Genomic DNA, 13,328 nt, shown 5'->3' on the forward strand with positions numbered 1-13,328 from the left:
AAGTCCGGCCTTTCATCATGAGAAATCCAGCACTACGCGCGACGGCACATCCCCGCGCTGCAGGCGCTCGAAGACGTCATTGATCGCGGACAAGGGTTGCAATTCGATATCGGCCTTGACCTTGCCGGCGGCGGCGAACGCCAACGCTTCCGCCATGTCCTGGCGCGTGCCGACGAATGAACCCCGGATCGTGATGCAATTGGCGACGACGTCGAACAGCGGCGTCGGGAATTCTCCCGGCGGCAAACCGACCAGAACGCAAGTGCCGCGCTTGCGCGTCATCGCGACGCCCTGATGGAATGCTCCCAGCGAAGGCGCCGTGATCAGGACGCCATGCGCGCCGCCTCCGGTGGCCGCTCTCATCTTCTCGATGGCGTCGGAATTTCTGGCGTTGACGAGCACTTCCGCGCCCAAGCGCCGGGCATGCTCCAGCTTGTTGTCGTCAATGTCGATGGCGCATATGCGCAGTCCCATCGCTTTTCCGTATTGCACGGCCAGATGTCCCAGGCCGCCGATGCCGGATACCGCCAGCCATTCTCCCGGCTTCGCCTTGGTTTCCTTGATTCCCTTGTAGGAGGTGACGCCGGCGCAAATGATCGGCGCCGCTGCGCTTGCCGCCAGACCTGCGGGGATATGCGCGACGTACTTCGGATCGGCCAGGATGTATTGGGCAAAGCCGCCGTTCTTGGTATAGCCGCCGAACTCCGCCGAGGCGCACACCGTCTCCCACGCCGCCAGGCAGTGCTCGCAGTGGCCGCACGCCGAATACAACCAGGGAACGCCGACGCGCTCGCCCAGCGTCACTTCGGTGACGCCCGGTCCGATCGCCGCCACCAGGCCGATGCCTTCATGCCCGGGCACAAAGGGCAAGGAAGGTTTGACCGGCCAGTCGCCATGCGCGGCATGCAGATCCGTATGGCATACCCCGCATGCTTCCGTTTTCACCAATATCTGGCCGGGTCCGGGAATCGGTAATGGAATGTCCCGGATCACCAGCGGCTGGCCGAAATGCTCGACCACTGCTGCTTGCATTGTGTTTGCCATGAATGACTCTCTTCAAAGATGAAATGCAGGATGAAAATATACGGCTGCGAAAAACAACTACACCACCACCAGTTTGTCGACCACGCGGGTAACGCCAGGTGTGCCGGCTGCGGCTTTGAGAGCCTCGCGTCGCTCCTCCAGAGAGGAAACGGAACCGTTGAGCGTGACCTGATCGCCGACGACGATGACTTCGATGGCCCTGACCTCCTCATGCGCCCGGCGCTGCAATGCCGCCTCGATATGCACCTTGATGTCGTGCGTCGTCGCCGCCGGCTTCACCGCGATCTGGTTGCTGATGCCGACGACGCCCAGCAGGCTGCGCAGCGCATCTTCCGCGGCCCTGCGCTGATACTGGTATTCGACGTCGCCGCTGAGCGTGATCCAGCCGTCCTCGACCATGACCTTGATGCGATCCTTCGGCACCAGCGTATTCCATTCCAGTCCCTGGATTGCCGTCCTGGCGATATCGGCGTCGGTGCGCTGACTCGATCCAGGCAGGATGACATCGATCTCGATGGCCACGCCTTTCACGCCTGCGACACGCTGCACGGCCTTCTCGGCGGCATATTTTTCCGCATAGCTGTTCAGGTTGCCGGTCAGGGTGACGATGCCGTTGCGCACCTCGACGCCGATTTCCGTATCGTCGACAGCGGACTCCCACGCCAATTCTTCCATGACGTCTTTTTTCAGTTGTTGGTCGGTTTTCATAGAATCTCCTGTTGATGGTGATGTTCAGTCGAATGAGCATGGCTTGACCATGCGATCTATTGCTTACTTGAAAACGAGGACGGGGATGGTGCTGTGCGCCAGCACCTTTTGCGTTTCGCTGCCGAGCAACAGCTTGTCCAGTCCTTTTCGCCCGTACGAGGCCATGACGATGGCATCGCAATGGAATTGCGTCGCGCACTTCAGAATCTCTTCGTAGGGATGCGTTCCCTTCACCGTATGGACCTCGCAGGGGACGCCGGCTTTCTTGGCATACTCCGCAATGACGTTGACGTTCTGGACCGATTGCTTGTAGACCTCTTCTTCAAGCGCGTTCAGATCGTAGGTGATGAGTACCGGTGTAACCAGATTGGAGAAAACCTCGGCTACGCACAAACCCACGATCTTGCTGCCGTAGGAAGCGGCAAAATCGACGGTTGCGGCAATTGTTTTTCTGGAAAGCTCCGATCCGTCCGTCGCCAGTAATATCGTCTTGAACATAGGGGCCTCCGCCAAAGTTGGTGTAATTGAGGCTATCCTATTCCCCAAGCCCTGCCGACCGTTTGACCTGGATCAAAAGCCCCCGAACCAGCGTTCATTTGGAATGATCGCCGTCCTAACGCGAGCGTATTTGATATAGGTCAATCGCTCTCCCGCAACCGCGCCTAGCATGGGGACCAGAACTCATTTCAGCAATCGGAATTGTCAGGAGCGATGCCATGCCGTACAGATCCATCTTGGTCCACGTCAGCAGTTCCCACGACCTTGAACAACGCGTGAAAGTGGCGGCCCGGCTGGCTTCCCGCGACCACGCGACGGTAATCGGCCTGGCGGTGACGGGCATATCGCGGTTCCTGTCCGGTTTGCCGGGCGAACCGGGATCTGCGCTGCTATCCCCGACGCCGCCCGCAGATGGCGGACATCACGACAAGCTGCGGCAGGAAATGACGATGGCGCTGGAACGCTTTGAAGTGCTCGCCCAGGAATATGGCGTGAAGACCCGGCAGGGCCTGCTGGTCGACGACGATGCCGCCACCGCGTTGAGCAACTACGGCAATGCCGCGGACCTCATCATTCTCGGCCGCAAGGAACTGACGCACGTCGAAAAAAAGGAAGAAAGCGATTTTGTCGAATATGTCACGCTCAATGCAGAGACCCCCGTCTTTACCGTCAACCAGAAGCCGTTCTTGTGGAAACACGCATTGATCGCCTGGAACAGTAGCGGCGCAGCGGCGCGCGCGGCGCGCAACGCCGTGCCGATCCTGCAGGACATGGGGCAGGTCAGCGTGGTCATTTTCGGCAGCGGCGCTGCGCCGGGCTCGGCGCTGACCGCATCCGAACATGATCTGAAAGAATGCCTGTCGTCCCTGCCCAAGAACGTCACCGTCATTCATCGTCCCGCCGTCGACAACATCGGGCAGGCATTGTTGACGCTGGTTGACGAAATCGATGCCGATTTGCTGGTGATGGGCTGCGTGGCGCATCCGCGATGGCGCGGCGCCTTGCTGGGCGGCACCACGGGCGTGGTGCTGGCGAACGCGGCGATTTCCCTCTTCATGTCGCGCTGACCGGCGGGGTTGCCCTGCCTGCTTTCCGCGTCTTAAATCCGATGGCTTGATCTGCGTCAAGTCGATTTGCGCAGGCATTGCTACGCTAGAGCCTATTCATTATCTCCGCGAGAGTTGCCCATGCGTGACAAACCTTCCTTCGGCCAACATGGATTTGAACGTCTGGCCAGCGCCTGGCTGGCGCCGTTGACATACGACTATCCTGAACGCAGCAACGAATTCTCCCGGCTGGACCTCATGAGCGATGCCTGGCTCGGTCGCCTGACCGGCAACATCTCTCCCGCGGCCTTGACCAACGCCTATGCCGACTGGTTGATGCATCTGGCATTGTCGCCGTCCAAACGCGCCGTCCTGCTGGAAAAGGCATGGAAAAACTGCTGGCGCTGGACGATGTACTCCCTCAATTGCGCGTGCAAGGATGACCAGTCGCCTTCGGCGCTGTGCATTACGCCATTGCCGCAAGACCGCCGCTTCAGCGATCCGGCCTGGCAGGCATGGCCGTTCAATGCCATCTCCCAGGGCTTCCTGTTGCAACAGCAATGGTGGCATCGTGCGACGACGGGCGTGCGCGGCCTGTCGCAGCATCATGAGGACGTGGTGACGTTTACGGTGCGTCAGATCCTGGACATGCTGGCGCCGTCCAATTTTCTGTTGACCAACCCGGTGGTGCAGCAGGCCACTCTGGACAACGGCGGCGGCAACCTGATCCAGGGCTGGCTCAACGCCGCGGCAGACTGGCGCCGCAGCGTCGCCGGCAGCCAGCCCGGCTCCGACGACAAGTTCGTCGTCGGCAAGGACGTCGCCGTCACGCCGGGGAAGGTCGTCTTCCACAACAAGCTGATTGAACTGATCCAATACAGTCCGTCGACCAAGACGACCTACGCCCGGCCGCTGCTGTTCGTGCCGGCGTGGATCATGAAATATTACATACTGGACCTGTCGCCGCAGAATTCCCTCGTGAAATACCTGGTGGACCTCGGTTATACCGTCTTCATGGTTTCATGGAAGAATCCGCACGCCGAAGACCGCGAGCTGTCGATGGAAGACTATCGACGGCTTGGCGTCATGGAGGCAATCGACGCGGTCACCGCGCTGACCGGGGCGCCGCAGATCAACGCCGTCGGCTATTGCCTGGGCGGCACCCTGCTGTCGATTGCGGCGGCGACGATGGCGCGCGACGGCGATGACCGGCTTGCCAGCGTGAGCCTGTTTGCGGCGCAGGTGGATTTCCAGGAACCCGGCGAGCTGTCGCTGTTCATCGACGAGAGCCAGGTCAGTTTCCTGGAAGCCGTCATGTGGGAACAAGGATATCTCGATACCAAGCAGATGGCCGGCGCATTCCAGCTCTTGCGTTCCAACGATCTGATCTGGTCGCGCCGGCTCAACCAATACCTGCTCGGCCTGCCCGAACAGCAGAACGATCTGATGGCCTGGAATGCCGACGCCACGCGCATGCCGTATCGCATGCATTCCGAATACCTGCGCCAGCTTTTCCTGCACAACGATCTGGCCGAAGGACGCTATCTGACCGATGGAAAACCCATCAGCCTGGGCGACATCCACGTTCCCGTCTTTGCGGTCGGCACGGTGACCGACCACGTGGCGCCGTGGCGTTCGGTATTCAAGATTCACCGGCTGTCGGACACCAAGGTGACATTCCTGCTCACTTCCGGCGGCCACAACGCCGGGGTCGTGTCGCCTCCCGGTCATCCGCATCGCAGCTACCAGATCGCGACCCACTCCGACAGGGAACCTGCCATCGATGCCGATACCTGGCAGCAGACCGTCGCGCACCATGAAGGCTCATGGTGGCCGGCTTGGGAAGCCTGGCTGCGCGGACGTTCCGGCAAGCGGGTGGCGCCGCCGTCGATGCCGGCGCACAAGAGCGCGGCGCCCGGCAAGTACGTGTTGCAGCCCTGAAGCGAAAGACAGCCGCGATGTTCGGTTTTCGCAAAGAAGCCGTCGCGGCCGCCATGCCGTCCGTACACGATGCCGGCGCCAAGCCGCCCCTTGCTCCCGAGCGCGCGGCGGAACTGGAGATGCGCGGCATCGCCGTATTGACGCCGGAGGCCGCATTGCAACGGCAAAACGCCTCTCTGCTCGGCCTGTCGGCGGATGAAGCGGCAGACAGGCTGCGCAACTGCGGTCCCAACATCATCGCATCCGAAGCCCGGCACGGCGGCTGGCGGCGCTTCATGCAATTGCTCGCCAGTCCCCTGTCGCTGATGCTGCTGGTACTGGCGAGCGTCAATTTTGCGATTGGCGAAGCATGGGGCGCACTCATGATCAGCGTCATGGTGATCCTGTCTTCGCTCTTGTCGTTCGTGCAGGAACATCGCTCGGACCGAGCCGCCCAGCGGCTGCGCTCGATGGTGGCGACCACCGCCACCGTGCTGCGCGCCGGCCGCGAGAAATCGGAAATCCCCTTGTCCGCGCTGGTCCCCGGCGATATCGTTTTCCTCTCGGCCGGCGACATTGCGCCTGCCGATGTACGGATTCTCTCCGCCAGGAACCTCTTCATCAGCCAGGCGGCGCTGACCGGAGAGTCGCTGCCGGTCGAGAAAACGCCCACGGCCCTCGCTGGCGCCGATGCCGACGCCGGCGCCTTCGCCGATCTCTCCAACCTGGCCTTCATGGGCACCAATGTCGTCAGCGGCACGGCGACCGCCGTGGTGATCGCCACGGGCAAGCGCACCGCGTTCGGCCATATTGCCGCCGACCTTCTCAAGAAACGCGAACTGACCAGCTTCGATCTGGGCATCAACCGGTACATCCGCCTGATCATGCGCGTCATGCTGGTAATGGTGCCGCTGGTGTTCCTGGTCAACGGCGCAACCAAGGGCGACTGGCTCGAAGCGCTGCTGTTCGCCGTCGCCGTCGCGGTGGGACTGGCGCCGGAGATGCTGCCGATGATCATCACCATCAACCTGGCCAAAGGCGCGCTGGCGATGTCGGAGAAAAAAGTCATCGTCAAGCGGCTCAACGCCATCCAGAACTTCGGCGCCATGGATATCCTGTGCACCGACAAGACCGGCACGCTGACGCAGGACAAGATCATCCTCGAGAAGCACGTCGACATCAACGGCGCCGACTCGCAAAAGGTGGTCGAGTACGCCTACCTGAACAGCTATTTCCAGACCGGCCTGAAGAATCTGCTCGACGTCGCCATCCTGGCCTATGCCGATGTGCACGAAAAGATCGAGCCGGACCGGCATTTCCGCAAGCTCGACGAGCTGCCGTTCGACTTCGAACGGCGCCGCATGTCGGTCATCGTGCAGCAGGCCGACGGCGCACGGCTGCTCATCTGCAAAGGCGCGGTGGAAGAAATACTCAGTATTTGCACGCATGCGGAACACGACGGCGTGCCTGCGCCGCTGGCCCCCCGACACGGCGCCGCGCTCAATGAAACGGTGGACGACCTGAACGAAGACGGCTTCCGCGTGATCGCCGTGGCCTATCGGCAACTGCCGCCGGCAGACGGTCCGGGCGAACAAACCTTTTCCACTGCCGATGAATCGGCGCTGACGCTGGTCGGCTATATCGCCTTTCTCGATCCGCCCAAGGATAGCGCCGTCGAGGCGATCAAGGCGCTGCACCATTACGGCGTCACGGTCAAGGTGTTGAGCGGCGACAACGGCGCCGTCGTGCACAACGTCTGCCGCCATGTCGGCCTGTCCGGCGAACGTGTTGTCCTCGGCGACGACATCGACGCGCTGGACGACAAGGCGCTTGGCGAGCTGGCCGAACAGACGAGCATGTTCGCCAAGCTCAATCCGCGACAAAAGGCGCGCGTGATCCGCTGCCTGCAGCAACGCCGCCACGTGGTCGGCTATCTCGGCGACGGCATCAACGACGGTGCGGCACTGAAGAGCGCAGATGTCGGCATCTCGGTCGATAGCGCGGTCGACATCGCCAAGGAGTCGGCCGACATCATCCTCATGCGCAAGAGCCTGATGGTGCTGAAGGAAGGCGTCATCGAAGGACGCAAGGTGTTCGGCAACATCGCCAAGTACATCAAAATGAGTTCCAGCTCCAACTTCGGCAATATGCTCAGCGTGCTGGGCGCCAGCGCCATCCTGCCGTTCCTGCCGATGGCGCCGGTCCAGATCCTGCTCAACAACCTGCTCTACGACTTTTCCCAGACCGCGATTGCCACCGATCACGTCGACAAGGACTACCTCAAACAGCCGCGCCGCTGGGAAATCGTCGATATCGGACGCTTCATGCTGGTGCTCGGGCCGGTAAGTTCCCTGTTCGACTATGTCACGTTCGCCACGCTGTGGTACGCCTTCGGCGCCGGAGAGCACCCGCTGCTGTTCCAGTCTGGCTGGTTTGTGGAATCGCTGCTATCGCAGACGCTGGTCGTGCATGTCATCCGCACCGGCAAGATACCCTTCATCCAGAGCAAGCCCAGTTTGCCGCTGTTGGTGACCACGGCGGCGATCTGCCTGCTGGCATTCTGGCTGCCGGCATCGCCCATGGCCCCCGCGCTGGGCCTGAGCGCGCTGCCGTTTTCGCTGAACGCCGCCATTTTGGCCATCGTTGCGTGCTACCTGCTGGCCACGCAACTGTTGAAATCCTGGTTGATCCTGCGTTTTGGCCTGAAATGACATTTTGTGCACTGCGGAACATTTGATTGAAATCAAGGTGCGCCTTGCATATTGCCCGTAGACTGCTGCGCAGGGCATTCACCAACGCGGGAGCGAACGTGGTTTCAAAAGCAGCATCGGCAGCGGTGGGAAAAAAATACATAACAGGCCGGCATTTGGCCGTCCTCGTCATGAGCCTGCAACTGACGGCTTGCGTTTCCTTGGCGCCGACCTATACGCGCCCGGCGTTGCCGGTTTCCGCAACCTATGCCGAAAACGATGCAGGCGAGCCGTACGAGGCCGCAACGGCAGGATGGCGCGGCTATTTTCAGGATGCGGGCCTGCAATCGCTGATCGCGCTGGCGCTGCGCAACAACCGCGACATGCAGGTCGCCGTGGCGCGGGTCGACGAGGCGCGCGCCGCCTACGGCATTGAACGCGCGGCCGAATTTCCGTCGATCGGCGCGCAAGCCGAAGTCGATCGTTCACGCGTGCCGGCCGATCTCAACCTGACAGGAAAACCGCTGGTGGGCAGCCAATACCAGGTCGGCCTGGGCATGGCCAGTTGGGAACTCGATTTCTGGGGCCGCGTGCGCAGCCTGAAGGATGCCGCGCTGGAAAACTATCTCGCCACCGATGCGGCGCGGCGCGCAGTCGGCATCGACCTTGTTGCACAAGTGGCAATCTCTTACCTGACGTTGTCCGAACTGAACGAACGGCTGTTCCTCGCCGGCCAGACGCTCGCCAGCCGCGTGGAAAGTTATCGCATCTTTTCACGCCGCGTTGACGTCGGCTCGACCTCGCGCCTCGACCTCAGCCAGGTGGAAGTGCTGCTGACCCAGGCCCAGGCGCTGGTGGCGCAACTGGAGCAAGATCGTGCAACGCAGGTGCATCGGTTGACCTTGCTGGCCGGCAGTACACTGCCGACTGCAATATTGCAGCAGCGGCTGTCGGCAGTCGACATGCCGGCCGGTCCGCGCGCGGGCCTGCCGTCGGACCTGCTGACCAACCGTCCCGACATCGTCGCCGCGGAACACAGGCTCAAGGCGGCGCATGCCAACATCGGCGCAGCGCGCGCGGCATTTTTCCCGCGTATCGCCCTGACCGGCTCGATCGGCACCGCCAGCGCCGAACTGGATGGCTTGTTCGGTTCCGGCAGCCGCGCCTGGGCATTTTCGCCATCGCTTTCCCTGCCGCTGTTCGACGGCGGCCTGCGCCGCAACAACCTCAGCCTGTCCGAAGCGCGTCGGGACATCGCCGTATCCACCTATGAAAAAACCGTTCAAAGCGCCTTTCGCGATGTCTCGGACGCCTTGTCCGCACACCGCTGGCTGACCCGCCAGGTGGAAATCGCCCAGGCGACGCTGGCGGCCCAGTCGGAACGCGCGCGCCTGTCGGTGCTGCGCTACAACAACGGTGCGGCGGCGTTCCTGGAAGTGCTCGATGCGCAGCGCGACCTGCTGACCGCACAACAGCAACTGGTACAACTGCAACGCGCCGTCGCCACCAGCAGCGTCAGCCTGTATGCCGCCATCGGCGGCGGTGCGGAAGACGACGGCCTCGACAACAAGACCACTTCGGATAACCCATCATGAGCATCTCCCCGTCCCGCAAACTGATTCTGTCCTGCCTGGCGCTGGCGTTGCTGGCAGCGGCCTGGTACGGCTGGCAGCGCTTGCGCGCTGACGGTCCGGGCGACAATTTCGCCAGCGGCAACGGCCGGATCGAAGCCACGGAAATCGACGTCGCCGCGAAACTGGGCGGACGGATCGAGGACATTCTGGTCAACGAAGGCGACTTCGTCAGTGCCGGCCAGCCGCTTGCGCACATGCAGATCCAGACGCTCGAAGCGCAGCGCGACGAGGCGGTTGCGCGGCAGCAGCAATCCGTATCGGCGGTCGCCAGCGCGCAGGCGCAGGTGGCGGTGCGCGAAAGCGACTGGCAGGCTACCGAGGCGCAGGTGGCGCAACGCGAGAGCGAACTCGATGCCGCGCGGCGGCGTCTGGCGCGCTCGGAAACGCTGGTGCTGGAAGGGGCATCGTCGATCCAGGAAGTCGACGACGACCGCGCGCGCGTGCGCGGCATGCAGGCCGCGCTGGTGGCGGCCCAGGCCCAATCCAGGGCGGCAATGGCGGCAATCAATGCGGCGCGTACCCAGGTCGTCGGCGCCGACGCCACGGTGACCGCCGCCATCGCCACCGTCGCCCGCATCAAGGCGGACATCGACGACAGCGTGCTGAATGCGCCGCGCAGCGGCCGCGTGCAATACCGCGTGGCCCAGCCCGGGGAAGTGCTCGGCGCCGGCGGCAAGGTGCTCAACCTGGTCGATCTGAGCGACGTCTACATGACGTTTTTCGTGCCCGAGACAGTCGCCGGCAAGCTGGCCATCGGCAGCGACGTGCGGCTGATCCTGGATGCCGCGCCCCAATACGTAATCCCGGCCAAGATATCGTTCGTTTCCAGCACGGCGCAGTTCACGCCCAAGACGGTCGAAACGGCCAGCGAACGCCAGAAACTGATGTTTCGCGTGAAGGCCCAGATCGCTCCCGATCTCCTGGCGAAACACCTGAAACTGGTCAAGACCGGTTTGCCCGGCGTCGCCTGGGTCAAGCTCGGCGCGCAACCCGACTGGCCGCCTGAACTGGCAGTGAAGGTACCACAGTGAATCCCGACAGCGGCAACGCTGAAGCGCCGGCGCCCGTCGCCCGCCTGACAGGCGTCAGCCTGTTGCTGGGCAAGACACAGGCGCTCGCCGACATCAACCTCGCGATTCCGGCCAGACAGATGGTCGGGCTGATCGGTCCCGACGGCGTGGGCAAATCCAGCCTGTTGTCCCTGCTGGCCGGCGCGCGCCGGCTCCAGCAGGGACAGGTCGACGTGCTCGGCGGCAGCATGGCCGACAAGCGTCACCGAGAAGACACCTGCCCACGCATCGCCTACATGCCGCAAGGCTTGGGAAAGAATCTTTATCCCACGCTGTCGGTCGAGGAAAACCTGCAGTTTTTCGGACGGCTGTTCGGACACGACGCCGCCACGCGCCGCCGCCGCATCGATGAACTGACCGGCAGCACCGGACTGAAGCCCTTCCTGTCGCGCCCGGCCGGCAAGCTGTCGGGCGGCATGAAGCAAAAACTCGGCTTGTGCTGCGCGCTGATCCACGATCCCGATCTGTTGATCCTCGACGAACCGACCACCGGCGTCGATCCGCTGTCGCGCGCGCAATTCTGGGAACTGATCGAGCGCATCCGCGCCGAACGCGAGGGTATGAGCGTCATCGTCGCCACGGCCTATATGGAAGAAGCCGACCGCTTCGACTGGCTGGTGGCGATGGACGACGGCAAGGTGCTGGCCACCGGCACGCCGCGCGAATTGCGCGAACGCGTCGGCGCCGCCTCGCTGGAAACCGCCTTCATCGCCTTGCTGCCGGAGCAGAAACGACGCAATCACCGCGCCGTCGTGGTGCCGCCGTTGCAGGCTTCGGAGAAAGATGAAATCGCCATTGAAGCCAAGGGACTGACGATGCGCTTCGGCGATTTCGTCGCCGTCGACCATGTCGATTTCCGCATACGGCGCGGCGAGATCTTCGGTTTCCTCGGCTCCAACGGTTGCGGCAAGTCGACCACGATGAAAATGCTGACCGGCCTGATTCCCGCCAGCGAAGGCCAGGCCTGGCTGTTCGGCCATGAAGTCGACAGCAGCGACATTGCCACGCGGCGCCGGGTCGGCTACATGTCGCAGTCCTTTTCGCTGTACGGCGAGCTGTCGGTGCGGCAAAACCTGGTGTTGCACGCCCGCCTGTTCCAGGTGCCGGCAGACGATATCCCTGCGCGCGTGACGGAAATGGCGGAGCGATTCGGTCTGGTCGCGGTTCTCGACGAATTGCCTGAACGGCTTCCACTGGGCGTGCGCCAGCGTCTTTCGCTGGCGGTGGCGATGGTGCATCGGCCGGAATTGCTGATCCTCGACGAGCCGACGTCAGGCGTCGATCCGGTGGCGCGCGACATGTTCTGGCAATTGATGATCGATCTGGCGCGCAACGATCATGTGACGATCTTCATCTCCACGCATTTCATGAACGAAGCCGAGCGCTGCGACCGGATTTCGCTGATGCATGCCGGGCGCGTCCTGGTGAGCGCCAGTCCGGACGAACTGGTGCGGCAACGCGGCTCGGCGACATTGGAACAGGCCTTCATCAGCTATCTGAAGGAAGCCGACGGCGATCAGCAATCCGACCAGCCGGCAGCCGTCGGGGATCCACCCGTCGTCGCCGGCGAGCCTGCGCGCACGAGACGTTTCGGTTTCCACTTCGGCCGGGCCTACAGTTATGCCTTGCGCGAAACGCTGGAGCTGCAACGCGACCCGGTGCGCGCGACGCTGGCCCTGCTGGGCACGGCGATCCTCATGTTCATCATCGGCTACGGCATCAGCCTGGATGTCGAGAATCTCTCCTACGCCGTGCTCGACCGCGATCAGACGGCGCTGAGCCAGAGCTATGCGCTGAACCTGTCCGGCTCGCGCTACTTCATCGAAAAGGCGCCGATCGTCGATTACGGCGATCTCGACCGCCGCATGCGCGACGGCGAGCTGTCGCTGGCCATCGAGATCCCGCCGGGATTCGGCCGCGACCTGGAACGCGGCGCCTCGGCGCAGATTGGCGCCTGGGTCGACGGTTCCATGCCCATGCGCGCCGAAACGATACGCGGCTATGTGCAGGCGATGCACCAGATGTGGCTGGTCGACATGTCGACGCGCCGGCTTGGCGTGCGTCCGGTCTCGGCCAGCTCGGTCGAGACGCGCTATCGCTACAATCCCGACGTCAAAAGCCTGCCGGCCATGGTGCCAGCCGTCATTCCGATGCTGCTGATGATGATCCCGGCGATGCTGACGGCGCTGTCGATCGTGCGTGAAAAGGAATTGGGATCGATCATCAATCTTTATGTGACGCCGGTCACGCGCAGCGAATTCCTGCTCGGGAAGCAGTTTCCCTACGTGGTGCTGGGCATGCTCAACTTCCTGCTGCTGGCCTTGCTGGCGGTGACCGTGTTCGACGTGCCGATCAAGGGGAGTTTCGCGGCGCTGTCGCTGGCGGCGCTGATCTTCGTCATCTGTTCCACGGGTTTCGGCCTGCTGGCGTCGACATTTACGAACAGCCAGATCGCGGCCATCTTCGTCACGATGATCGGCACCATCATTCCTTGCGTGCAATTTGCCGGCCTGCTCAATCCGGTGTCGTCGCTGGAAGGCGTCGGCGCGCTGATCGGACGGGTCTATCCGGCATCGCATTTCCTCACCATCAGCCGCGGCATCTTCAACAAGGCGCTCGACCTGTCCGGCCTGTGGCCGTCGTTCCAGGCGCTGCTGATCGCCGTACCAGTGATCCTCGGCCTGTCGGTGATGCTGCTGAAAAAGCAGGAGGGTTGAT

At 62.7% G+C, this 13,328-nt stretch carries 9 protein-coding genes; 6 read left to right on the forward strand and 3 right to left on the reverse strand.

Annotated features, from left to right (window positions below; genetic code table 11):
• Window positions 1-15: 15 nt before the first annotated feature.
• The 3 genes from RV1423_RS16750 to RV1423_RS16760 all read right to left on the reverse strand — a co-directional run bounded on the left by RV1423_RS16750 (window position 16) and on the right by RV1423_RS16760 (window position 2,250).
• Window positions 16-1,044, reverse strand: coding sequence for a zinc-dependent alcohol dehydrogenase (locus RV1423_RS16750; protein ID WP_034298786.1), 1,029 nt, complete (start codon window positions 1,042-1,044; stop codon window positions 16-18).
• Between the two features lie 57 nt (window positions 1,045-1,101).
• A complete protein-coding gene (locus tag RV1423_RS16755) occupies window positions 1,102-1,752 on the reverse strand; it encodes a BON domain-containing protein (RefSeq protein WP_034298789.1) in 651 nt (216 codons plus the stop codon).
• A gap of 63 nt (window positions 1,753-1,815) precedes the next feature.
• Complete coding sequence (locus tag RV1423_RS16760) at window positions 1,816-2,250, reverse strand: universal stress protein (RefSeq protein WP_034298792.1); 435 nt, start codon at window positions 2,248-2,250, stop codon at window positions 1,816-1,818.
• A 218-nt stretch (window positions 2,251-2,468) separates the two neighbouring features.
• Between RV1423_RS16760 and RV1423_RS16765 the strand changes: the two genes are divergently transcribed.
• The 6 genes from RV1423_RS16765 (at window position 2,469) to rbbA (ending at window position 13,327) form a co-directional block, all read left to right on the forward strand.
• Window positions 2,469-3,317, forward strand: a complete 849-nt coding sequence (locus RV1423_RS16765; protein ID WP_034298795.1) for a universal stress protein — start codon at window positions 2,469-2,471, stop codon at window positions 3,315-3,317.
• A 120-nt stretch (window positions 3,318-3,437) separates the two neighbouring features.
• Window positions 3,438-5,237 (forward strand): alpha/beta hydrolase, encoded by a 1,800-nt coding sequence (locus RV1423_RS16770; protein ID WP_034298797.1) that lies wholly within the window; start codon window positions 3,438-3,440, stop codon window positions 5,235-5,237.
• 119 nt (window positions 5,238-5,356) lie between these two features.
• The gene (gene mgtA, locus RV1423_RS16775) at window positions 5,357-7,927 is read left to right on the forward strand and encodes a magnesium-translocating P-type ATPase (protein ID WP_034298937.1); all 2,571 of its coding nucleotides are present in this window, start codon (window positions 5,357-5,359) and stop codon (window positions 7,925-7,927) included.
• Between the two features lie 170 nt (window positions 7,928-8,097).
• Window positions 8,098-9,501 (forward strand): efflux transporter outer membrane subunit, encoded by a 1,404-nt coding sequence (locus RV1423_RS16780; RefSeq protein WP_034298800.1) that lies wholly within the window; start codon window positions 8,098-8,100, stop codon window positions 9,499-9,501.
• Window positions 9,498-10,571 carry an HlyD family secretion protein gene (locus RV1423_RS16785; protein ID WP_034298803.1) on the forward strand — a complete coding sequence of 358 codons (1,074 nt, stop codon included), beginning with the start codon at window positions 9,498-9,500 and terminating at the stop codon, window positions 10,569-10,571. The genes RV1423_RS16780 and RV1423_RS16785 overlap by 4 nt, the downstream gene beginning before the upstream one ends.
• Complete coding sequence (gene rbbA, locus RV1423_RS16790; RefSeq protein ID WP_034298806.1) at window positions 10,568-13,327, forward strand: ribosome-associated ATPase/putative transporter RbbA; 2,760 nt, start codon at window positions 10,568-10,570, stop codon at window positions 13,325-13,327. The genes RV1423_RS16785 and rbbA overlap by 4 nt, the downstream gene beginning before the upstream one ends.
• Window position 13,328 lies beyond the last annotated feature (1 nt).

This window comes from Herbaspirillum sp. RV1423 (genome assembly GCF_000577615.1).
Taxonomy (GTDB): domain Bacteria; phylum Pseudomonadota; class Gammaproteobacteria; order Burkholderiales; family Burkholderiaceae_D; genus Herbaspirillum.

Coding starts and splice junctions, on each gene's coding strand:
- RV1423_RS16750 (WP_034298786.1), bottom strand. CDS start 1,044: ATGGCAAACACAATGCAAGCAGCAGTGGTCGAGCATTTCGGCCAGCCG.
- RV1423_RS16755 (WP_034298789.1), bottom strand. CDS start 1,752: ATGAAAACCGACCAACAACTGAAAAAAGACGTCATGGAAGAATTGGCG.
- RV1423_RS16760 (WP_034298792.1), bottom strand. CDS start 2,250: ATGTTCAAGACGATATTACTGGCGACGGACGGATCGGAGCTTTCCAGA.
- RV1423_RS16765 (WP_034298795.1), top strand. CDS start 2,469: ATGCCGTACAGATCCATCTTGGTCCACGTCAGCAGTTCCCACGACCTT.
- RV1423_RS16770 (WP_034298797.1), top strand. CDS start 3,438: ATGCGTGACAAACCTTCCTTCGGCCAACATGGATTTGAACGTCTGGCC.
- mgtA (WP_034298937.1), top strand. CDS start 5,357: ATGCGCGGCATCGCCGTATTGACGCCGGAGGCCGCATTGCAACGGCAA.
- RV1423_RS16780 (WP_034298800.1), top strand. CDS start 8,098: ATGAGCCTGCAACTGACGGCTTGCGTTTCCTTGGCGCCGACCTATACG.
- RV1423_RS16785 (WP_034298803.1), top strand. CDS start 9,498: ATGAGCATCTCCCCGTCCCGCAAACTGATTCTGTCCTGCCTGGCGCTG.